The sequence below is a fragment of the Enterobacter sp. K16B genome, assembly GCF_020216105.1.
GTDB classification, from domain to species: domain Bacteria; phylum Pseudomonadota; class Gammaproteobacteria; order Enterobacterales; family Enterobacteriaceae; genus Enterobacter; species Enterobacter sichuanensis.
The window spans coordinates 40,048-62,826 of sequence record NZ_JAIWJZ010000024.1; the positions used below are offsets into that span (position 1 = coordinate 40,048).

The 22,779-nt window shown below is 44.8% G+C and carries 18 protein-coding genes and 2 pseudogenes; 12 read left to right on the forward strand and 8 right to left on the reverse strand.

Translation table 11 applies throughout. The annotated features are described in order from the left end of the window. Positions 1-826 precede the first annotated feature (826 nt). The 4 genes from LDK53_RS05975 (at position 827) to LDK53_RS05990 (ending at position 5,041) form a co-directional block, all read left to right on the forward strand. Complete coding sequence (locus tag LDK53_RS05975) at positions 827-1,738, forward strand: ABC-three component system protein (protein WP_225284933.1); 912 nt, start codon at positions 827-829, stop codon at positions 1,736-1,738. Position 1,739: 1 nt separating this feature from the next. Then, on the forward strand, positions 1,740-2,234 hold the full coding sequence (locus LDK53_RS05980; protein ID WP_225284934.1) for a three component ABC system middle component: 495 nt from the start codon (positions 1,740-1,742) through the stop codon (positions 2,232-2,234). Continuing rightward, positions 2,234-4,216: a DUF3732 domain-containing protein gene (locus LDK53_RS05985; protein WP_225284935.1), complete on the forward strand. Its 1,983-nt coding sequence runs from the start codon at positions 2,234-2,236 to the stop codon at positions 4,214-4,216. The genes LDK53_RS05980 and LDK53_RS05985 overlap by 1 nt, the downstream gene beginning before the upstream one ends. A gap of 207 nt (positions 4,217-4,423) precedes the next feature. Beyond that, positions 4,424-5,041 (forward strand): Shedu immune nuclease family protein, encoded by a 618-nt coding sequence (locus tag LDK53_RS05990; RefSeq protein WP_225284936.1) that lies wholly within the window; start codon positions 4,424-4,426, stop codon positions 5,039-5,041. Between the two features lie 153 nt (positions 5,042-5,194). Here the strand turns inward: LDK53_RS05990 and LDK53_RS05995 are convergent, their stop codons facing one another. Both LDK53_RS05995 and LDK53_RS06000 read right to left on the reverse strand, forming a co-directional pair. Then, positions 5,195-6,028 carry a lysozyme inhibitor LprI family protein gene (locus LDK53_RS05995; protein WP_225284937.1) on the reverse strand — a complete coding sequence of 278 codons (834 nt, stop codon included), beginning with the start codon at positions 6,026-6,028 and terminating at the stop codon, positions 5,195-5,197. Between the two features lie 22 nt (positions 6,029-6,050). Next, complete coding sequence (locus LDK53_RS06000; protein WP_225284938.1) at positions 6,051-6,635, reverse strand: hypothetical protein; 585 nt, start codon at positions 6,633-6,635, stop codon at positions 6,051-6,053. Positions 6,636-6,858: 223 nt separating this feature from the next. On the opposite strand from LDK53_RS06000, the gene LDK53_RS06005 reads away from it, so the two are divergent. After that, a complete protein-coding gene (locus LDK53_RS06005) occupies positions 6,859-7,236 on the forward strand; it encodes a helix-turn-helix domain-containing protein (protein WP_225284939.1) in 378 nt (125 codons plus the stop codon). A 188-nt stretch (positions 7,237-7,424) separates the two neighbouring features. Here LDK53_RS06005 and LDK53_RS06010 read toward each other — a convergent pair whose 3' ends face one another. Next, positions 7,425-7,889 (reverse strand): hypothetical protein, encoded by a 465-nt coding sequence (locus LDK53_RS06010; RefSeq protein WP_225284941.1) that lies wholly within the window; start codon positions 7,887-7,889, stop codon positions 7,425-7,427. Positions 7,890-8,140: 251 nt separating this feature from the next. Here LDK53_RS06010 and LDK53_RS06015 point away from each other — a divergent pair, with 251 nt between their 5' ends. Next, a complete protein-coding gene (locus LDK53_RS06015; protein WP_412174822.1) occupies positions 8,141-8,395 on the forward strand; it encodes a helix-turn-helix transcriptional regulator in 255 nt (84 codons plus the stop codon). 113 nt (positions 8,396-8,508) lie between these two features. Beyond that, positions 8,509-9,551: pseudogene (locus tag LDK53_RS06020) on the forward strand (hypothetical protein). A 147-nt stretch (positions 9,552-9,698) separates the two neighbouring features. Here the strand turns inward: LDK53_RS06020 and LDK53_RS06025 are convergent. From LDK53_RS06025 to LDK53_RS06040, 4 genes and pseudogenes are all read right to left on the reverse strand, one after another. Further along, entirely contained in the window at positions 9,699-11,879 is a 2,181-nt protein-coding gene (locus tag LDK53_RS06025) for a peptidase domain-containing ABC transporter (protein WP_225284942.1), read from the reverse strand. Continuing rightward, positions 11,879-13,132 (reverse strand): HlyD family secretion protein, encoded by a 1,254-nt coding sequence (locus LDK53_RS06030; RefSeq protein WP_225284944.1) that lies wholly within the window; start codon positions 13,130-13,132, stop codon positions 11,879-11,881. The genes LDK53_RS06025 and LDK53_RS06030 overlap by 1 nt, the downstream gene beginning before the upstream one ends. A 954-nt stretch (positions 13,133-14,086) precedes the next feature. Then, positions 14,087-14,428 carry a hypothetical protein gene (locus LDK53_RS06035; RefSeq protein ID WP_225284946.1) on the reverse strand — a complete coding sequence of 114 codons (342 nt, stop codon included), beginning with the start codon at positions 14,426-14,428 and terminating at the stop codon, positions 14,087-14,089. Positions 14,429-14,584: 156 nt separating this feature from the next. Next, positions 14,585-15,001 (reverse strand): annotated as a pseudogene (locus LDK53_RS06040) (resolvase); the annotation flags it as partial. A gap of 421 nt (positions 15,002-15,422) precedes the next feature. Here LDK53_RS06040 and LDK53_RS06045 point away from each other — a divergent pair. The 3 genes from LDK53_RS06045 (at position 15,423) to LDK53_RS06055 (ending at position 19,903) form a co-directional block, all read left to right on the forward strand. After that, entirely contained in the window at positions 15,423-17,354 is a 1,932-nt protein-coding gene (locus LDK53_RS06045; protein WP_225284947.1) for an acyltransferase family protein, read from the forward strand. A 167-nt stretch (positions 17,355-17,521) separates the two neighbouring features. Beyond that, positions 17,522-18,139 (forward strand): trimeric intracellular cation channel family protein, encoded by a 618-nt coding sequence (locus LDK53_RS06050; protein ID WP_025757032.1) that lies wholly within the window; start codon positions 17,522-17,524, stop codon positions 18,137-18,139. A 111-nt stretch (positions 18,140-18,250) separates the two neighbouring features. Then, positions 18,251-19,903, forward strand: coding sequence for a phosphoethanolamine transferase (locus LDK53_RS06055; protein ID WP_225284949.1), 1,653 nt, complete (start codon positions 18,251-18,253; stop codon positions 19,901-19,903). Here LDK53_RS06055 and ligB read toward each other — a convergent pair. Next, on the reverse strand, positions 19,900-21,570 hold the full coding sequence (ligB, locus tag LDK53_RS06060) for an NAD-dependent DNA ligase LigB (protein ID WP_225284951.1): 1,671 nt from the start codon (positions 21,568-21,570) through the stop codon (positions 19,900-19,902). The two genes, LDK53_RS06055 and ligB, sit on opposite strands and share 4 nt — an antisense overlap. Positions 21,571-21,821: 251 nt before the next feature. Between ligB and gmk the strand changes: the two genes are divergently transcribed. Continuing rightward, positions 21,822-22,445 (forward strand): guanylate kinase, encoded by a 624-nt coding sequence (gene gmk / locus LDK53_RS06065; protein ID WP_025757029.1) that lies wholly within the window; start codon positions 21,822-21,824, stop codon positions 22,443-22,445. A 54-nt stretch (positions 22,446-22,499) separates the two neighbouring features. Then, positions 22,500-22,775: a DNA-directed RNA polymerase subunit omega gene (gene rpoZ / locus LDK53_RS06070; protein WP_000135058.1), complete on the forward strand. Its 276-nt coding sequence runs from the start codon at positions 22,500-22,502 to the stop codon at positions 22,773-22,775. Positions 22,776-22,779: the final 4 nt, after the last annotated feature.

A 22,779-nucleotide genomic window follows, 5' to 3' on the forward strand; every position in this document is an offset into this window, starting at 1 on the left:
TCTGGATGGGGCTTCTTGACGAACCAGGCACCTGAAGTCATTGCAGCAACCCATACTTCACTAGTTCGTTCAAGAATGCGCCACGCTCAGCCTCTGCGGCTAGGAACTAAACGACCATTTTAAGCCATTGGGATGAAATGATGCGGGTCAGGCCCCTAAAATTACCCCTTTACGTCGCCTGTGCCGTAAAGACCGCTCACCAAAGTTAAAGGGATTACCTGAACATCATCAGTGCTGTAAACGGATTAAGGCTAATGAGAGCAGAGGGACTGGCAGGATTATTTATAGACCGGTAACTTGCTCGTATCTCTGGAAAGAGATGAAGTCTATAACATGATGTTACTAAGAAAGGTTATCGCATAAAGGAGACTGCCCCAGCTTTTGTTAAAAAGACTAGATATTTCAAGACAATGGTTTCGAATGTGAACTTGAACAGAATTCTGGTTGATAGTATAGATTTTCATCATTATCTTCTTGTAATATGTACAAAAGGGTGAAACTGCACTTTTATTTTGGATGGAACCATATGGCAATTTCAAAAAAGAATAGTCAATCTAAGCCCAAGCGTAAAACTGAGGTTCCTGGTCAAGCGTTAGGGTACAGCCTTCAATTTACACTGCTCACTCATTTGTTGCTTCAAGCGCCTGAGGGTAGTCTTTGCAGTTTGGAGGTACTTGATGACGTTGCCTAAGAGAATGATTCAGGCGATATCAGATTCATTCAAAGCAAAAGCGCTCTTACAGCTAATCCCGCAGCTGATCGTGCGAAATCATTATGGAAAACACTTTCTAATTGGATTGATCTTGCTACATCCCCAGGCTTCGAAGTGGAAAAAGCCATTTTTGAGCTATATGTATCGCGTCCAGTTGAAGGGAGTATTGTTAAAAAGTTTAATGAAGCTAAAACACCAGAGGATGCCCAAGAAGCCATTACCCATGCCCGAACAGAATTATGGGGAGATTCACCACACTTCACTTTGAAGGATGACATCTCGAAAGAAATTTCCAAATACGTCGAAAAAGTCTTCACTACAGACCAAAAAATTCTACAAAGACTTATTTGCAACTTCCAACTGACGCTTGGCAGTGGTAGCCCACAAGCAGATCTTGAAGCATGTGTGCGAAGCCATCCTGTATCGCCTTCAAAGGTTAGCGATATCACTAATTACCTTTGCGGAAAAGTAAAACGCCACATCGATATGCTTCTAGAGGCAGAAAAACCTGCAGTCATTGCCCGCGATGATTTTTACATCTGGTACAAAGCATATGTTCAGAAAATAGATCGCCAGATGGTTCTTTCAAGCCGCGCTCAGACTCCCGTAGAAGAGGTCTCTCGGGAATATTTACCTGATAAATTCGTGCAACAATTAGAGATTATCGATCTGCCTTATGAAGACTTACTCGGAGCTGTAAGCGATTATTTAATGGCTTCATTCGACCGAACTGATTGGGCTGCACGGGGAGAAATTGACGAAACCTCATTTGATGATTTGGACGCTGTACTACAGCGAACTTGGAAGAATAAACAGAGAATATGTGAATTAACTCACAGAGGAAGATCAGAACAGGATCAAGGCCAACTACTGTACTTTGAATGTATGCAATTCGACACACCAGTTCAGGCCATGTCTCCGCCAAGCCATTTTATCCCGGGTTGCTATCATATCCTAGCTGATAAATTAGCCGTAGGCTGGCATCCAAACTATGAGTTAAAGTTGAAGAATAAAAAGGTTGCATAAGATGCTGGCAAGAGAAGCCCAAAATGTTCAAAACCCTGCGTTAGGTGCTGCAATTCTATGGCGGTTTTGTTGCGGTTATGTCGAATCTCATCGCGTAAGTTCTCCCCCACCTCTTCCATTTCTCTTTCTAGTACTTCCTATTATTCTGCATCAAGAGACTTCTGACTTTGTGAAGCGAACCTATAAAAGTTCGGGACTACGGGCATTTGCAGCAAAGTTTGGTGACTCATCAGTATCTAAGCAGGATTTGCTGTTCCAAATTCATGATCGTTCAATTCGTTGGCGTCAGCTCAGCCTACAATCAATTGAGCTTGCAGTCGCGGGTAATCTACTCAGATTGCAAGATGAGGGTAATGTAATCCCTTTATCAAAAACAAAGGCGAGAGGATTACCGGACGAAGTGAAGGCATTGATAGATTTGGCAGAAAAACTGGGTTCTTGGTTTGGTGAACTCTCGGTTCACGAAGTTGTGACAACGTTAAAGGTGAAACTCTAATGTATTTTCAGATTCGAGGTATCATACTCTGGCCACGAAATAAAAATTTTAAGCCTCATACCATTCGTTTTGAACTTGGCAAAGTTAATGTCATCAGCGGAGCCTCACGCACTGGGAAATCGGCAGTCATCCCTATCATTGATTATTGTTTAGGAGCCAATACATGCTCAATTCCAGTAAAAACTATTCGTAAATATTGTGAATGGTTTGGGATCGTAGTGGCGACAGAGCAAGGTGAAAAACTACTGGCTAGAAAAGAACCAGGAAACCAGCGTAGCACCACAGATATGTATGTGCTAGAGGCCGAAAAGATTACGTCAATCCCCAGTAGTCTGAAAAAAAACACTACCGTATTTGCTGTAAAGAGAATGCTTGATGATTTGGCTAATCTTTCTAATCTTGACTTTTCAGGTGGTGATGAAAACTCAGGATTTGATGGTCGCCCAGCTTTTCGTGATTTGGCTGCTTTCACATTTCAGCCGCAAAACGTTGTTGCCAATCCAGATGTGTTATTTTTCAAAACTAACACCTATGAACATAGGGAAAAATTGCGGAAGATTTTTCCCTATGTCCTTGGCGCAATAACATCTGATTTGATGGCTAAACAGTTTGAGCTGAATAGAAATCGCCTATTATTACGTCGCAAAGAACGAGAGCTAAAAGATGCTCAAGATATATCAGCACAATGGCTTGCTGATTTAAAATCTAAATATAGTGAGGCTCAAGAACTTGGTTTGGTTCCTAAACCACAGGAGCAGTTATCCAGAGAGCAAATGATTAGGCATCTTGAAAAAGTCATTTCACGAACCGATCTAGCTTTGAAGGTAACCGTAACAACTATTTCAGACGCTTTGAGCGAATTAAATACTCTTGAAAGCGAAGAGCGACTAGTTTCTCGTGAGCTAACTACGCTGCGTCACCGTCTTGAGGAAATGAACCGTTTACGAGTTGGAGTACATCAATATGAAAATGCCCTTTTGATGCAACGAGATAGGCTTAAAATTTCTGGCTGGCTTTTATCTAATGCGCATGATGAGTCGGATTGCCCAATGTGTGGTAGTCATACTGATTCTGCCAAGCAAAAACTACAAGCTCTTGTCCAACGACTGTCAGATGTTGAGGCTGCGGTAGGGGCTGATACCCATAAGGAAGTTCCAGCCGCGTTTGATAGAGAGTTACAACGTGTAACTACTGAAGTGGCTAACGCCACTGAGCGTTTAAGGTCCATCCAGTCACGTAAACGAACCTTAACGAGCAGATCGAAGGAGGCACGTGAGCATCAGTTTTCTACTAGGCGTGCTGAACGTTTCATCGGCAATGTCGAAGCTGCGCTAGAGTTACATAGAAAACTAGGCAGTGACAGTGGACTTGTAGAAGAAGTAAGAAAACTCAAAGATATAGTACAGACCTTAGAAAAAGAGTTACGTGAAAAAGATATCGAATTGCGTAAAAACCAAGCATTAAGAGTTATTAACGCTAAAGCAGGCGATATTCTTCAGGGCCTAGATGTTGAAGACCCAAACGCACCAATTTCTTTAGAAATTAACGATCTCACAATAAAAGTGTTAGGGGATGAGCGTGATGATTATCTTTCGGAGATAGGAAGTGGTTCAAATTGGCTCTCTTATCATTTGGCAGTTTTACTATCCCTCCATCAATTTTATTTAAGCCAAAAAAACAATCCTGTGCCCAGCTTCCTTATTCTTGACCAACCAAGTCAGGTCTATTTTCCTAAATCTACTCAGCTTCAAAACATTACTAATGAAGATGATCCTAAACTTCGTGACGAAGATGTTGAAGCTGTAAGAAGGGCATTTCAAGCAATGGGAAGTGTGGTGCTCCAAGAGAAAGGGAAACTTCAGCTGATCGTTTTGGATCATGCACCTCGTGAAGTCTGGGGTGACATTGATGGCGTTGTTGGGTTGCCAGAGTGGCGCAATGGTATTAAATTAGTTCCGGTGAAATGGTTGGTTGACTTTTAATTATGATCATCTCATTTATTATATTATCCCGAATGCAGATATTGAAACCCATCAGACCAAAACCATATTACTTTGCTTAGTTTTTTATGGTTGAACGTACTGATTTACAACATAAATTGATCTGAGAACTGAGGGTCATGCACCATTATAACGGCTAATTGTAAGTATTAACTCACACAATTAGTTTGACTGACAATGGATATCTAAATGAATGAATTGATAAAATTAATTAATACTGTTCCCGAAGAAGTCGCAGTACAGAAATTTTTCGAAAAACATCCAGCTTCAATCATAGGCACAGCCTATGCATTATCAAGTGTATTGATCGCTAAGCTTCCGTTAGGTGTCGATTTTGTTACAGATTTTGCATGGGTAAATCCTCGTTCTGGACCTACATATGTTTATCTTATTGAGATCGAAAAGCCTTCTAAATCAATCTTTAATAAAGATGGTTCTTTTACTCAAAATTTCAATCACGCATACGGACAAGTGGAAGATTGGCTGGGTTGGTGTGCCAGAAACCAAGATGCCTTTCGAGATATATTAGTCCCACTAAAGTCTTATAATGACTTACCACCATTTTTTGCAGTAAGGGGAATTTTAATCTATGGGCGAGATTCGGAGTTAAAGAATAATAGAAAAGAGGAGCGTTGGATTCAAAAATGTTTATCAAATCCATTTATTGAAGTACGAACGTATGATGGGTGGGCTCGTGAGAAAAATAATACTATACCACCTCAGGATATGTTATCTGACTATCTATCTACTGTGCATTATTCCAACCGCTCTTATATAAATAAAGATCTACCAGAAGCTAAGATATAATTATATTCGAAGTAAGTTTTGAGTAAATAGGCAGGCCCCATTACACCTACCTATTTAATTATCGCCTTCAAATGTAACACTATTTTTTGTATAGATAAAATTATAAGCCTGAGATGTGAAGGTTACAATAGGCATCTCTCATTACAAGACCCATCATAAATCCTTAGAGTTATTATTATCAATAACATAGCCTGTATAGCTCAAGAATATACGAGCAAGCTCTCGCATGTCACTTTCGGTAGTAGCCTCTATAATTTTATCGCCTGACACGAGACCGGTTAAATAAATCTCACCTTTCTCTTCTCTAAAAATAAACCCCGAATAAGGCCGCCCTGCAGTTTTTATTTTAAATCCAACATGATCTTTGTAAGTTATTTTTTCTAGTGTTATTAAATCAGACAGCTCAAAAATCAAGGATAAACATTCATTAAGGGTATGGTATTCAAAATAACTCCGAAACCCATCTAAAAACATAGTTGATTCTAACTGTCTTTTATTAAATCCTAATTGTTGCACTTTGTTAGTATTCTTGACAGATATTTCCTTGATGACTTCCTCAGGCTTCTTGTGAGTTCTGTTATATTCTTTAGAATCTATTTCTCTCTGTATCTTATCTATTGCTTCGGAAAATTTAATATATTCAGTTCTACCACTAAGATGATCAAAACATTCATTCCTGAGATAATCAATCTGCTTAGCGTACATTTTTTCTATACATTGCGTATCAGTACAAGCGTTTCTTTTATCAAACCAATCCATTTGTGATTTTCTAATTTGAGATTTAGATCCTTCAGGCATATCAGGACCCATAGCTATTTTATAGTTTCGGGATAGATAATCATCCAAACGACTTAACTTATGATCTGAGCAAATCATTTTTTCAACATCTGAAGAGGCTTTATTACAATCAAAAGAAGCAGCATAATTTGCACTGCAAGTCATCATTGAAAGAATGAATAAAGATTTTTTGTTTATGATATTTACCATGAGACACCCTTAATTTATAAACCTAATAAACATATTTGAGAAAACCATCAATTGTGTAGGTAGATGATATATATGGGGATTCTATGAGCTTGAACGTCCCCGCACCAACAATATGATTTATTACTCGAACATCCTGGAAGGAGGATTTCTCATACGACTGTGCTCGATGATAAAATGCAGAATATGCAACAAGTCCCTCTCCCCAAGTAATATCTCTTGTGGGGCCAATAATCGCGTTGCAAAAAGACTTATGGGAATCAAATAATTGTTCTGCGCCCCTACCGACTGAACAACTAGAAAAGCAAATACACTTTCCTCTTAATATAGGCCATACTATACGATCAAAATCCCTCCATGAAATAAATACCTCATCTGTTAAAATAAAACCATCACTCGCTCTATGAGCACTAATATGTACATATTTAATGTGTTCTCGTTGCGCTATCTTTAATGCTTTTACTAGCATTCCCTCATTAACTACCTCAGTACATTTTGCAGATACACCCTGTAACTCCAAAACCTTCTTAAGCGTATTTCCCTCGTATCTTTCATCATAAATATCCAGATCGCTGCGTGATTCAATAATAAGTATTTTTTGTTTTTTCATTACGTACGCCCACTAAGAGCTTCAATCATGACCTTATCAACATGGACCATCCTTGATGAGCATGACTACAGTAAAAGTCATATGAATCCTCATATCTCAGTTCAGCACTCCAGGCAAAAGCCATAGAAGAGCAAAAATACATTTATAATCCATAGATGATGCTTATGCGAGAGCAAAAAGCCCACAAACTTCCATCTATAGACATTAATTGGATTGGTGGTATATGGCTCAGTTATCTTCAGATATTGCAGATAAACAGGTAGGACAGAGCATTCAGATGCGACGTAAAGAGCTAGGGATAACAGCTCAGCACCTAGCCGAACTTGTCGATATCTCTCATCAGCAACTCTCGCGCTATGAACGTGGTACAAACAAGATCAATGTGGCACATCTTGTTAACATCGCTATTAAATTGAATACACCTATTAGTTGGTTTTTTATTGACTGCTTTTCAACATTAGACAATGAATCTAAGAACCAGCAAGATTTTGTGCCAGTCAAGGATGCCGATTTAAAAAATCGTTTTGATCAGATATGGCCTCTATTAACCCATGAGCAAAGACGTGTACTGATTATGCTCTTAGATGAATATACGAAATGAGACTTAAAAGTAAAGTCTCATTTCTTCCAAAAATATGACTACCGTCTGATATTCAGACAGCATCATCCATTTCTGTAAGTAGTTTAAGAATTTTATTTTTATCAAAGAATCGTTCAAGAAATTTTTCGTTACCTGATAGGCCGCGTTTTCCCCAATTTTGTTTATATAAATTTTGCCTCCCTTATTTTTTAGCTCTGCGAGAATAGCATCCTTCGGCCAATTTTTTCATTACTAAGATGATCAACATACTTATAGACACCTAATGTTTTAATTGATCGGCTAGTAGTCGGAGAATATCCAAAACTTTCATCGCTAGTTCTTAGTAAATATTTAAAAATTACCGAATACATTTCAACAAGATTGTGCATTTGAGGCTTAGGTCTCTTATAACCTAGCACCTCACACAAATCACTTAATTTTTCAAAAATTTCATCATCAAGCCTAAGTTGAATATGATTCCTTCCTATTTTTTCAAGCTGCTTTTTGCGTGTGTTCTGATACTCAATATTGGCTTTACGTCGAGCTTTTAAAGATTCATCAATACCCTTAGATCCACCATCCTTTTCTTCGTCCTCGAAATCCTCCACTTCATCATCAGTCTTAAATTCAAAAGAATCATCAAGTTCGCTCGATTTTATGTGCTTTAACGCCATTACCAACCCCTTATGATTTTCTGATCATCAGATCACTGACAAGCTTCAAACTGTCAAATTTAGATCTGATGATCAGATTACCATGTAAAAAATCTGATGATCAGATAAAAATGTTACAAAAAAGACAAAAAATATCGTCATATTTAACAATAGGTTAATGAACAACCCCATCCCTCATCCCCTGATAAAGAGGCATTTTTTATCGCAAAAACCATTCATTCTGAAAAATCTGTAAAAACGGGGAGCATCAATTGGATGCGTTAACTAAACAGGCTTTAACCATGACTGCTCTACGCCTAATCAAGATCAAAACAGTCCTTGAATACTGTGCTTTCTCACGCGCTACGCTCTATCGCCAAATCAAAGCAGGTCATTTCCCTGAACCAGTTCGCCTGACTGGTTCTGTAAACGCATCTTCTCGCTCAGTAGCGTGGAGAGAAGAGGAAGTACAGTTGTGGATTACCAGCCGCCAGAAAGTACCGCTATCAGAAACAAGAAGAAATTGAGCGAAAAAGCTCATCGCTCTAATAGCACGTTATATGCACATCTATAGGGATAGTGATTATCTGATTCAATACTCACTATCCCATACCAATAGTTATTTCTGTAAGGGATATAAATGAAACTTAACAAACGAAACATAGAGTTTTGTTGTTCACTTGACATTGGCATTAATACCAGAGATCAAAAGTTAAAAATGCGAGTTGATAAGCTATGTGTTGTAAGTCAATTCGATAAAAATACCGAAATGAAGATTACATATGCAAAACTGAAAAGGATGAGACACAAGGAATTCAAACAATATCGCGTTCAATATATCCTTAACAAAGTTGGGAAACCTTATCGAAAAGCATTATTGATCCGAGGGAAGAAGAAACACTCACCTGTACTGTTGCGAATAGATTATTCTCCAATAATTCGTAATACAGGAGGAATACGTCTAGATTTTCGCCCCCAACATATGAAGCCCACAAAAATAGATCATTTGCTGTCGTGGATAAATAGTCGATTAGGAGGAATATTCTACCAGCTGCTGGCGCAGGCATGGATTACACAAATCGATGTCGCTCTTGACGTCTACAAATGCAAATTGGATGATTATATATGGGGCTTAGAACGTTCAGCAAAAACAGCATACTTTGATAAGGAAAATGGTTTACCGGGACTAAGGATAGGAAGTTGCCGCTCGCTTTTACACATCCTTTGCTATGGAAAAGTTGATGTTAACAGCGATAGAAAACTGGTATTTAAGGAAAGAGCCAAATTCATTAACATTAATTTTGATGAGTATCAGCAATTCTTGCGAATTGAGGCTCGTACAGGCCAAACACTAAACCCACAAGCAAGAAGGGTAACGTTTTAATGCTGGCCCACCTTTCAGAGATGAGAAATCCCTTCGAGCGACTCCGGGTCTACTCGAAAGATTTGGGAGATGTGTTATTGGAAAGAGGGCTTCTTTGTACCTTGCCAGACGCTCCCAGCATCGCTGAAATGAAGCGCTACATGCTGGCAACTATGCAATACCCACGCTTGCCTCGCAAAGTCGAAAGACTCATTGCAGAGCACGAAATAGAACTGTTCGATAAATATACAGTCTGGACGCAGTGGTCACGCTGCGTTGCTCAATTAAGCGGCATTTTCAGTATAGCGTCTGTTTTCTGATGGCTGGAATGACACAAACTTTTTAACGCTCTCAGCCGAGCAATTAATCAACGACTGGAGTGTCTGCCAGACACCCCAGTAAGCCATGAAGAGGGGGGCAGTTTGGATATAGAAAATTATTGTACGTTAAGGCTTATTTTTGACCTGTCATTCATAAACAAGATCGCCATCATCGACTGTGTTCATGTGATTCAGCTCCCTTAAATTTCCGTCAGATAAATACAGAATCCGGTCTGCAGAGGCTAGGGTTTCCGGGCGATGGGCAATCAGCAAGACCGGGAGTCCCAGCTGACGTAATGTCTGACTTATCTGGATTTCACTCTCAACATCAAGGTGGCTGGTCGCTTCATCCAGTAATAAAAATCCTGGTTCCTTGTATAACGCCCTTGCCAACAGAATGCGCTGCTTTTGCCCTCCGGAAAGTCCTCCACCAGTTTCACCAATTAATGTCTGATATCCCATCGGCATTGCCATGATATCGCTGTCGATGAGCGCCAGCCGGGCACAGTGGATCATTCGCTTATGATTGTGGTCCTCACTGAAGAAAATGATGTTATCTGCAATGGATCCCCTGAAAAGATGGTCATCCTGCAGCACTGTACCGATTCGCCGGCGTACATGAAAATAATCCGGGTGCGCTTGCGGTATGCCAAACGTTCTGATCGTTCCTTCATCAGGTAAATGGATCCCCAGGATAAGGTTTACCAGTGTTGATTTTCCGCATCCCGATTTACCGGTAATGGCCACCACTTCTCCAGGATGCAGAGTCAGCGATACCCCCCGGAGTATTGATGTGTTGCTCCCTTTGTGACTGAATATTATGTGTTCAAGGGATAACGGGAGGTGGGTATCTTCGGACACTGCTCCACGAAAAACAGAAGGAATGGCTGAAGACCGACTGTCTTCCTGCACGGGCTGTTGCTGATGGTCTTCTGTCGGGGTCAACACAATATCAGCCAGACGCTCGTTATAGACATCAAGCATGCGCCAGGCAAAAATCTTATCGGTCAGGCTGCTGATACTCGAAGAAAAACGCATCTGATAAGACATATAAGCAACCAGCATACCGACAGTAAAGGTGCCGTTCAGAACTTCACCGGCACCTTTCCACAAAATAACCACCGATACCACGCTGCCGGTCAGGGTGTGCGCAATGTCATAACACATCAGAAGACGGCTCTGGCGTAGCTGCGTATTTCTGCGGGTGACGTTGAGATTCAGCCATGCGGCTTCTCGGTGAGCGGTCACACCGTTTATTCTCAGGCTCAGTATCCCGTTGAGAGTTTCCAGAAAATGACCGGACTCCCTTGCACCTGCATCCCAGGCATCTTCTGCCGACTGCCGCAGGGAGGGATACCATAGCGCTCTCAGCACACCGTAAAAAATGGCAGCAAGTACTGCTATCAGCGTCATTTCAGGGCTGTACAGCAGCATCATGCAGAACGCGGTCACCACAAGCAGCACATCCAGAATACCTTCGAGTACCTGTGTGGTCAGCGCCTGCTGAATTGTATCTACGGCTTCAAACCGGGCGTTAATACTTCCCTTACTGCGCGCATCAAACCATGACAGAGGGAGTCGAACCAGATGATGGAACACCCGGGCCGTCCACTGCATATTAAAATTGACGGATAAGGTTATACTGGCCCACTGACGGGCCAGTGACAGTAGCATCTGAGTCAGAGACAACAACAATAGTGCAATGATAATGACGGTCAACAGGCTTCGATCAGCGGCCACCAGAACCTCATCGATCACCAGCTGGTTCAGAAGAGGGCTTCCCAGCGTCAGGATCTCTAACATCAAGGCAAAAATGATAATGCGCAACATTGCAGGCAGCAGGCCAGGCGTCTTGCCAGTCAGCTGGCGCAGGCGAATTTTTTTTCTTTCATCCCTGGCTGTAAAGTCACTGGCAGGTAACAGCTCCAGCGCAATACCAGTAAAGTGCTTTCCTGCCTCTTGCAGGGAAAGCGAGACCTTTCCCTTGTCCGGATCATGAATAACCAGTCTGCTCCCACGAACTTTATGTAGCACGACGAAATGATTCATATTCCAGTGGAGAATGCACGGAAGAGAGAGGGACTTCAGGTCTTCCGGCTCTAACCTGACGGCTCGGGAAGACAGGCTGATACCCGCTGCACACTCAATCAGCCTTTGCAGAGTCATTCCCTGAGTACTGACACTGAAGCGTTCACGGAGTGTGGGTAAATCCGTCTGCAGACCATGCCAGCAGGCCATCATTGCCAGACACGCCAGTCCACATTCTGCTGACTCTGTCTGCCGGATAACGGGGAGCAGTTTTATCCCTGTCCAGTTAAGTGATCCCATTACAGTTTTCCTTTCAGACTCCAGAGTGGTTCCGTCAGCCACTCCCATAAATGACGTGTATCAAGGCTGACGTCCCCTTCAAGGGTCATACCGGGACGAAGGAGTTCTTTTTTTCCATAAGCCAGAATAAAGGTTTTCTCAGGTTCAACGATGACGCGGTAATGCCCCTCATTTTCCTTCCAGGTCACAGGTGATACGGAGAGCAAATCCGAAGGGGTCAGCGTTATACGGCTGATCTCACGGATAGTCCCGTACTGAACACCAAACTTCTGGTAGGGGAAGGCGGCGAACCGCAGTGCAACACGCTGCCCGGACTGAATAAAACCGGCGTTCTGACTGGTGGCATAGAGTTCTATCTGCAGACGCGCATTGTCGGGTACAAGAGTCATAACGGGTTCAGAGGCTCTGACAGACTGTCCCTGTCTGACAAGTACTGCCGCAACGGTACCGGATACTGGCGCCGTCAGAGTGAAGTTCTCCTGTCCGGCCAGTTCGTCCTGCTGTTGCCTGATCCCCTGCAACTGCCTGTCCAGCTCGGCTTTCCGGCTTTCCCCCTGAACGATGAGATGGTTAAGGTCATCTTCAGCAGCCTCCATTGCCGTGTGTAGTTGCAGAAGTCCCTGACGCTGATCCTCAACGTTTTGCTGTGCCGTAGAAACGTCAATCTGCTTCTGCTTGTATTCGATATCTGAGACGTAATGCGTGCCAGCCAGTGTTTTATAACGTTCCATGACGGACTTGGCCAGCATAGTCTGTTGCCCGGCAAGCGACAGGCGCTGCTCCGCACTTTTCATCTGTTGTTTCAGGGAGGTAATTCGCTGTTGTATGGCCAGCTGCTGCTGACTATTGTCACGCCATTCCAGCGTCTGCTGGGAAGACAGCATGGCATACTGAGTCTTCAGGGACAGGCTCATGGCAGCCAGCGTACCAGTGCCCTGTCCGTTATAATGCTCGCCGCTGATATGGTAGAGGGATTCACCAGCCATAACATGCTGGCCCTCTGAAGCCGTCAGCTGGGTGATAGAGCCGGCATATTGCGGTGTGATTTTTACCAGCCCTGATGAAGGCATCACAATTCCACTAAGATGAGCCTTGCGAGTATAACTACCATAATAAACGAATAGTGAGATGCACAGAACTATCAGTAGTGTAGCTACAGCGCATACTGACATGCCAAATGACGCGGGTAAAACAATATCTCCGTACCCGGTATCATTATGGTGTTTTAATGCCTCCTCTCTAAATATGCTCATAATTATATAATCTTTTTAATATTTTTATAATGGTTGTCTTTTACAAAAGAAAAATTCAAGCTTATTATACATTGAATAATTTAAATATATTAGTTGTCACTAATAATGATACTCGATAACATGAATGGATAACACATATGCTAATCAGTATGTTTGCCACATGTGATGAAATAGACACAACACCCCATGACTTATCAATGGAATGAAATATTGTGGTGATTAATAATATAGAAATAAAATAAGCAATCACCTGAACAAAAATCTCTTTCTTTTTTGATTTAAAATATGAAGATGAACAGAACATGAAACCTCCGCAACTAAAAATGAACACATGATCAAATAATAGCCCCCCTTTTTAAAAAAGGGGTTTATTTTGATTTTCCTACCATAACATAAAGATTCCAGATAACAATCAATACATAAAAAACATAATTAAGGATATACAAATAGTCATGATTCATGAGCTGAGTTGAGTGGAAACCTCTCAACTTTAACGCACAAAAATTGGCAGAGAATGTAAAGATAGTAATGATAAAGCAATACTTAAAACCCAAGTCTCTAATTCTTTTTGTCATGATCAGCATGCTGCAATAAACTGTTGCAACAAGCAATGCAGCCAGTAATGAAAACATACTCATAGCTATCAAGATAGATATTTCTCCCATTGCAGAAAGTTTCATTGTTTTTGCTGATAAAAACGCAATGAATAACTGAAGGGACAATATAAGAAACTGGTAACAAAATGCTCTTAACCGCGTGATTTTCCTTTTTTTCCAGCCAGTAAAAAACTCTCTCCATATATAAAGAAACATACTCTTCCCTCTTAATTCATAACACTCACACCTGTTGAAGATTCCATATATATCATCAATCTTGGTGTTGGGAACTTAGTGGTTTACTGAACAATTATATTAGGATGCCGCCGTGATTAACGGCAGCATTTTTCAAATTGACTTACCAGCGGCATTCCCCAACCATTCCACCAGGGTTTGTATCGTGCCAGGAGCCACCGCCCCTGTTATTGTTACTATCGTTAGGCAAAGACTGAGATGCAGCCGCAAAGGCCGTTCCTACCACGGTTCCAGCAATAGGACCGCCAATACCTGTAGCTACAGCCGTCAGTACCCCACCAATAATGACAAATCCGGCATTATTAGCCGTTGTTGCTGGGGCTCCCCAACCTCCTGAACGACCTGAACTCTTGGAGCCACCATAATTGTGGTCATGGTCACCTGCGTTTCCACCACCGCTTACCTGCGCTATTTCATCAAAACTTAATTCTCTGATATTTGACATAAAATCCCTCTTTCATTGTTTTAGCAAAATGTGGTATCAGACTATTACACACACGAAATGTGTACGAATAGCGAACATTTGTAATTAAATGTAAACATGGATGCGAATGTTTTGAGTACTAGCCCTTGATTGTATATTTTTTATTAAATCATATAGTTATTTTTTATGAAGTAGCTGAATTCGGCAAATCTGGGAAGGGCTGTAGCCCGTTGCATCTGCGGTTTCCTGAATGCTCAATTTCTTAACCTGCCGGTAGTACATAACTTTCTGATGCCGCTCATGATCGGCCTGCTTCCCCCGGTATTTACCCAGTGTCTGCTCCCGTTCAATGCCTTGTTTTTGTCGTTGGCGGCGACTCAGCCAGTCTTTATGAGACATTGCGGCCATCAGATCGATAAGCATATTGTTGATGGTGGTTATAACGACACGGGTGACTGGGTCTGCCTGCGAAGCGTCTTTATCTGACAGCGCCTGCCATGAGGTGGGTACATCTAGGCTGACAATCCGCAGCTCGTGTTGTTCTATCTGTTTTTTCAGCGTCATCCAGTCGCTGTTACTCAGACGGGTCAGACGTATAGTGGCATAGTGAGTATCATTGGGTCATAGCGGGCAACGACGCTCAAGCTTATTTAGTGCCATCACTGACATAATCGTCAAATATAGGATTAAACTGCTCAATAAACGCACAATCTGGACGCAGTGGTCACGCTGCATTGCTCAATTAAGCAGCATTCTCAGTATAGCGTCGATTTTCTGTGTACATAGACGTGTACATAATGAAAAGCCTGAGTAGAGAAAAGTCAATGTAATCAATCGCTATACACCGCTACTCAACATTCAGATCCAATCGAGTAACCTTCCTCATCTCAGTTTAAAAGGCCGCTGGATGCAGTGGCCTTTTTCGTTTGGCATCAGAACATAAGAAATTACTGATCAGTTTTGATACACTCTCCGGCGTTTTAATTAAAAGATAAAATAGCGATCGGAAAAGTGAATGGCAAACATCAACTTAACATTAGAGGAAAGCAAAAGCTTCACTGTTGACCGCGAATTCCGCCAGGATATCAACCTGCTGCGTGGCGTTGCCATTCTTTCCGTGGTGCTTTACCACTTCGCGCCGGCTCTGCTCCCGGGCGGGTTTGTTGGCGTGGATATCTTCTTTGTGATCTCTGGTTTTCTGATGACAAAAATTATATCCACCGGCCTCGAAAAGCGTTCGTTTAATCTTATAGACTTTTACGCTGCGCGTTCTAAACGCATCATCCCTGCATTGCTTATGCTGTGTATTATCATGGCGCTGGCGACCTTATTCTGGCTTCCGACAAATGAATACCGAAAACTCGGAAATTATATTGGCTATATTGTTATTTTTATATCCAATATAAAGTTAAAAAAAGAGTCCGGGGATTATTTTGCCACCGACTCGCATGAAAACTGGTTCCTGCATACATGGTCACTCTCGGTTGAATGGCAGTTTTATCTGGCATTACCCCTTATCATTATGGCGTTATATCCGTTCAGAAAATGGGTTAATACTGGGTTATGCCTGCTGGTACTCACGATGGGCGCATTTTGGTTCAGCATGAGTGCCACAGTGAATGACGCTACCCGGTTTTATCTGATGCCCTATCGCGCCTGGGAAATGCTCTGCGGCGGCCTCGTCTGGTATGGGGCAAACCGTTTAATCCTCACCAGGGCATTGCGCACAATCACGACGCTGATGGGATATACGCTCATCGCGGCTTCTGTTTTTTGCATTAGCACTGAAAGCGCCTGGCCGGGCGGATTAACCCTGCTGCCCATCCTCGGTACCATGCTGGTCATCTACAGCAACGACAGCTCACTGATTAGCCTTGCAGACCGTAACCTTCGCTGGGTGGGTTTAAGTTCTTATTCAGTCTATTTGTGGCACTGGCCTGTTGCGGTGTATCTCATTTATGCCGGGCAGCAGCACAACGGACTCTGGGTGGTCGGTGCCATTGCCCTCTCTTTTTTACTCGGATGGATCTCATGGGTATTGATTGAGCAACCCGCCAAACGCTTTTTAAACCAGCGAAGCATTGCCGCATTCTGGATAATTCTGTTTAGCAGTGTCGGGGCGGCCTGGGGATATAGTTATCTGGTTAAAAACGACATGATTGCCAGCCGTCCTGATGCGCAGGTCGATCGCATAGCCGCCGAAGCGAACAATAAAAACTATGCCGCCGACCCAAAAACGCACATGAGTTTTTACGGTACCGGAACACCGGCAGCCATTATTATCGGCGACAGCCACGCCGAAGCCGCAGCCACTGCCCTCGCTGCAGCCGCCGCGGATCGTGGTTCGGTGGTCGGCGTAACCTATTCCGGTTGCCCTACGCTGGCTGATGCCACGCTGCTTGAAAGTAAACGCTGCGGCAAATTTAACCGCTCGCTGAGTGAAAAATTAAAAGCCTACCCGGCCAACGTCCCGGTTGTCATTGTTAACCGCCTGACTCACTATGCTGAGCAAAAGCAGGTGAAATTCAACACAGGCTCCCTGGACGGTAAAGACTATTTACAGCAGTATGCGGCGTCCATCGTAAAGATGGCCTGTACGCTTAATCGCGAACATCCGGTGGTGCTGGTCAATCCTGTTCCCGAAATGGATGTAAACGTGCCTCGTACGCTCTCCCATCGCTTAATGACGTCTAAAAAAGCGCAGGATATCTCCATTCCTCTGGCGGAGTATCAAAGTCGAAACAGCGCAATACTGCATGCGCAATCTCAGGCAGCAAAAACCTGCGGCGTGAGGGTACTGGACCCTACGCCTTATCTGTGCAGCGCTGGGCGGTGTATGGGAAGTAAAAACCTTGAACCGCACTATTTCGACGATAACCATCTCAGCGAGACGGGCAATAAAGCGCTTGTGCCAATGTTTCGTCAGATTTTCACTCAACGCCCCTGATTCATGAGAAAAAGTAATCCGTAAACACACAAAATAACGCCATGAAAACGGCAAAAAGCCTGCTTTAGGATTAGAATAAGTAGTCCTTACTTGCTCACACAAAAAAAACTAAATAGTGACCTGCTGCACAAAACGCTACTCTGCCGCCCTACATGCTGGGGGAAGACATGCTGCTACATATTCTTTATCTCGTTGGGATCACGGCTGAAGCCATGACTGGGGCACTTGCCGCTGGTCGCCGTCGTATGGATACGTTTGGGGTGATCATTATTGCTACCGCCACAGCCCTGGGAGGCGGATCGGTACGCGATATCCTGCTGGGACATTATCCGCTTGGCTGGGTAAAAAACCCTGAATACATTGTTATTGTCGCGATTGCCGCCGTGCTGACCACCATCGTTGCGCCGGTTATGCCCCATCTTCGCCGTCTGTTTTTAGTCCTTGATGCTTTGGGTCTGGTGGTTTTCTCCATTATCGGGGCGCAAATCGCGCTGGATATGGGTGAAAGCCCGGTCATTGCCACTATCGCCGCGGTCGTAACGGGTGTATTTGGCGGCGTACTGCGCGATATGTTCTGCAAGCGTATTCCGCTGGTTTTTCAGAAAGAGCTTTACGCCGGAATATCCTTTGCCTCTGCCGTTCTGTATATCGCTTTACAACATTATGTTTCGAGCCATGATGTTGTGGTCATTGCCACGTTATTATTTGGCTTTACGGCCCGCTTGCTGGCGCTGCGCTTAAAGCTGGGATTGCCTGTTTTTCATTACACGCAGGACACCCATTGAATTCTCAACAAAACCACAACAAAGTAGTAAAAAGCACTTTTTGTCATCTCATATTACCGGGGTAAACGCGATAAACTATCGCACCTTTGCCCCAATGATTTGCGTTAAACAATGTCTTTTGCCAAAACGTCAGCACTGATTATTAATAAAAAACTCAGCAGCCATTTTTTGATTTTGCTGCTCGTTTCCGTGCTGATTCAATTATGGCCAGTATTTTTAACGCAACCGGCCCGGTTCGCAGTGCGCATCGCGATTTGTAATGCGTTGTTACTGGTTTGCGCCGCTGCTGTCTATCGCTCGCTTCCCGGTAAGATCGTCGCATTCGTTTTAACTACCCTGCTCACGTTGAATTTTGCGATTGCCTACAGTACATGGAGCGTCTACCAGAGCGAATTTAACACCGTCTTTGCGATGAGTATTCTCGGTACTCACGTCGCCGAAGTGAAAACCATGTCGGGTTTATACCTGAACTGTTTACCCGCCGTGGTGGCTTACTTTATTGTCACCTGGTATGCAATCAAATCCGCTAGCGAGCATGCTTCTTCCCGGGTGAAAGCTATCGGCTTCGTTCTGCTTGCCGTTTATTTAGGTTGGTACTCAACGGCAAACTGGCTAAAAAAACGCCACGACCTTGAAGTTTATTATCCGCTAAGCTCCCGAATTTTAACCAATACGCCGTTTTACACGGGTGCAGAGTTTATTATTGCCCATCGTGATAACGCCCTGGCGCAGAAAATTAGTCAGCACAGCGTCAATTATCCTGGCTTGCAGTATCAGGACACGGGCATCGAAAACTACGTTGTTATCGTGGGTGAATCCGCGCGTCGCAGCAATATGCAGCTCTACGGATTTAACCAGGATACCACGCCTGTGGAAGCCGGGCTGGCGAAGGACGCCCTCATTTTTAGCAATGCTATTGCTCCTGCGTCAGCCACCGTTCTTTCCGTGCCGATGATATTAAGTAAAGCAGATCCGGACCACTTCACCGCCGATAAGCTTGCTGACAATATCGTTAGCGTTGCTAAAAAAACGGGCTATCACACCGAATGGATTAGCGCCCAGGGTAATACTGGCAAAAGCAACAATTACATTGTGGCGATTGCCTCTGTCAGCCAGAAAGCCCAGTGGATTGACACGCGTTATGACACCGAGCTTTTACCTGCTCTGGATGAGGCGCTTAAAACCCCCGGCAAAAAATTAATTTTCCTGCATATTAACGGTAGCCATGAAATGGCCTGCGATCGGTATCCCGCATCCGCAAATATTCTGCATACCGGTAACAAATATGAAGATTGCTACAATAACGCGATTCTGTTTACCGACGCTTTCATTGGCGAAGTGGTTAAACGTCTGCAGGGAAGCGCATCCTCTCTGCTCTATTTTTCAGACCATGGGCTGGAAAAAAACCCGCAACTCAATTCCCTCTATATGCATGGCTCACGCAACCCAAGCAAAGAGGCTTACCAGGTCCCCCAGTTTATCTGGTACAGCCAGCAAGCCCTGAATGCCCAAAAAAGAGCAGTGGGATGGGTACATGAACAGTGGCCCACAGCAAGCAATTATGAGTTGATGTTAACGTGGCTTGGCATCACAACGGGTGTTGATCAGTGCAGCTCAGTGCTTGAAGCGTGCTATCAGGCTCCCACACTGATTCCGGTGATAGATGGCGGCCGCCACATCTATGATTACGATCAGCTTCGCGATACCTTCAGTTCGCCAGACAGACATACCCCCTGGCGCAAAGCTAAAGCAAGCTCGCTCTAAAATCCTGGTACGCCCTGCTGGCCGAGCCACGCAGCCAGGCCAGCAACGCCGGGGTCGTGAATGAATGCGACAATTTTTCTCGCCTTCTCCTCGCCCGTTCCCGGCAAGGTTTGCCAGTCCTTTGCGTTACGTCCGCTCAGCTTTTGCCACGTTACGTCTCCCATAGCCTTCAGCGAAGCCTGCGTCAGCGGAACACCCAGCGCCATGAGCCAGCGGATAAACGGCAGCTCACGCACCAGATTAAACTGATGCCAGAGCGCCAGCCCGCGCGCTGAGGAAAACCCTGGTGTAGCCTGCAGTTGCGCCTGAGTTAATAACAGCCATGAAAAGAGATGCTCAAACTGATGCGCCTGCCAGAGCGTGCGCCAGCCTGACTCGCCTAACCCTTCAATGTTTAACACCTGCTTTGAACTAAGCCATGTCAGCCTGGCAAAGAACTGCTCCATACATTCAGGCGAAGCATAAAAGCAGCTCAGGGAATGAAAGCGCGTGGCGGGCGGTTCCGGCTTTTGTCGGTCCGTCCCACGCCAGACAACCTTATCAAACCGGGGGATCCCCTGCCCGGCAAGGCTCACCTGTATCTGATCGCCGGGAGCAATATCCAGCCTTTGCCAGCGCGCGACCGATCCCAGACTCACCCGCTGCACCTGCTTATCATCCAGTTGCACCGCTCCCAGCGTTGCCACTACGGAGATTTTGCCCGTTCGCCCAACGGTAAAACGAATATCTCTCACTTCCGCGACCTGGGCGGCAGGAGAATACTTCCATGCCACAACCCAGTTACCTTCGCCGGGTAGCCAGCTATCGCCAGGGGGAACATCCGAAGACCGAACCACAATGCCGTCCGTGGCAAAGGGTAATGCCGCGTTTTGCCAGGCCAGACGCTGTTTTTCAACAGCTTCAACCGTCTGTACGGGCACCGTGTAGCGCGCCGTCAGGGTAAATCCTGCCTGTGACAGCGCTGTCAGCGCGTTCTGCATCATCTGCGGACCGTCCGGCCAGGCCCAGATAAAAACGCCAATCTGGTTTAGAGGCGCTTTGTCCTTTTGTCGCATCATCGCGCCCGCTACCTTTGCACGGGCATTCATTCCGCCCATCTGCCGCTGAACATGGCCCTCACGCAACCAGAAAAGCTCCCCCTGTAAGACGCTGTTTGCCAGCTCCCCGGATACGTGCTTAGGCACGGACGGGATCAAACGCACTTGTGCCGTCCAGTCCTCACCTTTAAGTCCATTGCCACGGCTGATGGCCTGAGCGAGGATTCCGTTGCGATACACCAGCGTCACCGCCACGCCGTCGACTTTTGGCTGCATCCAGAGAGAGGTTCGGCCGTGCATCCACTGAGCCAGCGCGTCTTTGCTGGCAACTTTACGAACCCCCGTATGCGCAACAGGATGTGTCACGCTTCCCGTCAGCGCAGGCAAGGTGTTTGCAGAAATATCGTTGCCAAAACAGCGCTGCCACTGGGTTAAGCGGGCGTTCAGCTGGTCATAAACGTCGTCATTAACCTCGCTCACGCCCTGCTTCCAGTAAGCGTCATCCCAGCGTTTGATTTGCGCGCTTAACGACGCGATCTCTTTTTCAGCTTTAGCCTGCGACCACACCGGGCACACCGCCGCGCCATAGCCACACCACAACAGCATTAACCCGCTTATCCATCGCCCCATCGCTATCCCTCCTTTACGTTGCAGGAGGTATACCGCGATGGCTAAAACAACGCTAACCACCTTGTTTCACTGTGCGAGGCGCTATCCGGTCTTTCTTTTTGTTGCTGAAAACCACAGATAAAACCTGAAAACGGCACGCAAAATTCAATAATCCAGGGGAAAAAGTGTGACAAAGGCTACGTCACACGGCGGTGACGTGTATAATAAGCCCGTATGTAGGACTTCTTCGCTAACACATACAAAAGACTCTCATGGCTCAAGGCACGCTTTATATTGTTTCTGCCCCTAGTGGCGCGGGTAAATCCAGCCTTATTCAGGCACTGTTAAAAACCCAACCGTTGTACGACACACAGGTTTCTGTTTCTCACACCACGCGTAAACCGCGTCCGGGTGAAGTGCACGGTGAACACTATTTCTTTGTGGATCACGACGAATTCAGAGCGATGATCGGCAGAGACGCGTTTCTTGAACATGCTGAAGTGTTCGGTAATTACTACGGCACCTCACGTGAGACCATTGAGCAGGTTCTGGCCACGGGCGTGAATGTGTTCCTGGATATCGACTGGCAGGGCGCGCAGCAGATTCGCAAGAAAATGCCTGACTCGCGCAGTATCTTTATTTTACCGCCATCGAAAGATGAGCTGGATCGCCGCCTGCGTGGCCGCGGTCAGGACAGCGAAGAGGTGATCGCAAAGCGTATGGAACAGGCTGTTGCAGAAATGAGCCATTACGCGGAATATGATTACCTTATTGTGAATGATGATTTTGATGCCGCACTGAGCGATCTCAAAACCATCCTTCGCGCAGAACGTCTGCGTATGAGCCGCCAGAAGCAGCGACATGACGCATTAATCACCAAACTGTTGGCAGACTGAACCCACTTTCAGTATCATGCCCAGTCATTTCTTCACCTGTGGAGCATTTTAAGTATGGCACGCGTAACTGTTCAGGACGCTGTAGAGAAAATTGGTAACCGTTTTGACCTGGTGCTGGTCGCCGCGCGTCGCGCTCGTCAGATGCAGGTAGGCGGTAAAGATCCGCTGGTACCGGAAGAAAACGATAAAACCACCGTTATTGCACTTCGCGAAATCGAAGAAGGTCTGATTAACAACCAGATCCTCGACGTGCGTGAGCGCCAGGAGCAGCAAGAGCAGGAAGCCGCAGAACTGCAGGCCGTAACCGCTATTGCTGAAGGTCGTCGTTAATTAA

Bases quoted from the DNA above. Each gene is read 5' to 3' on its own strand.
- LDK53_RS05980 (WP_225284934.1), top strand. From the start codon at position 1,740: ATGCTGGCAAGAGAAGCCCAAAATGTTCAAAACCCTGCGTTAGGTGCT.
- LDK53_RS05985 (WP_225284935.1), top strand. From the start codon at position 2,234: ATGTATTTTCAGATTCGAGGTATCATACTCTGGCCACGAAATAAAAAT.
- LDK53_RS05990 (WP_225284936.1), top strand. From the start codon at position 4,424: ATGAATGAATTGATAAAATTAATTAATACTGTTCCCGAAGAAGTCGCA.
- LDK53_RS05995 (WP_225284937.1), bottom strand. From the start codon at position 6,028: ATGGTAAATATCATAAACAAAAAATCTTTATTCATTCTTTCAATGATG.
- LDK53_RS06000 (WP_225284938.1), bottom strand. From the start codon at position 6,635: ATGAAAAAACAAAAAATACTTATTATTGAATCACGCAGCGATCTGGAT.
- LDK53_RS06005 (WP_225284939.1), top strand. From the start codon at position 6,859: ATGGCTCAGTTATCTTCAGATATTGCAGATAAACAGGTAGGACAGAGC.
- LDK53_RS06010 (WP_225284941.1), bottom strand. From the start codon at position 7,889: ATGGCGTTAAAGCACATAAAATCGAGCGAACTTGATGATTCTTTTGAA.
- LDK53_RS06025 (WP_225284942.1), bottom strand. From the start codon at position 11,879: ATGGGATCACTTAACTGGACAGGGATAAAACTGCTCCCCGTTATCCGG.
- LDK53_RS06030 (WP_225284944.1), bottom strand. From the start codon at position 13,132: ATGAGCATATTTAGAGAGGAGGCATTAAAACACCATAATGATACCGGG.
- LDK53_RS06035 (WP_225284946.1), bottom strand. From the start codon at position 14,428: ATGTCAAATATCAGAGAATTAAGTTTTGATGAAATAGCGCAGGTAAGC.
- LDK53_RS06045 (WP_225284947.1), top strand. From the start codon at position 15,423: ATGGCAAACATCAACTTAACATTAGAGGAAAGCAAAAGCTTCACTGTT.
- LDK53_RS06050 (WP_025757032.1), top strand. From the start codon at position 17,522: ATGCTGCTACATATTCTTTATCTCGTTGGGATCACGGCTGAAGCCATG.
- LDK53_RS06055 (WP_225284949.1), top strand. From the start codon at position 18,251: ATGTCTTTTGCCAAAACGTCAGCACTGATTATTAATAAAAAACTCAGC.
- ligB (WP_225284951.1), bottom strand. From the start codon at position 21,570: ATGGGGCGATGGATAAGCGGGTTAATGCTGTTGTGGTGTGGCTATGGC.
- gmk (WP_025757029.1), top strand. From the start codon at position 21,822: ATGGCTCAAGGCACGCTTTATATTGTTTCTGCCCCTAGTGGCGCGGGT.
- rpoZ (WP_000135058.1), top strand. From the start codon at position 22,500: ATGGCACGCGTAACTGTTCAGGACGCTGTAGAGAAAATTGGTAACCGT.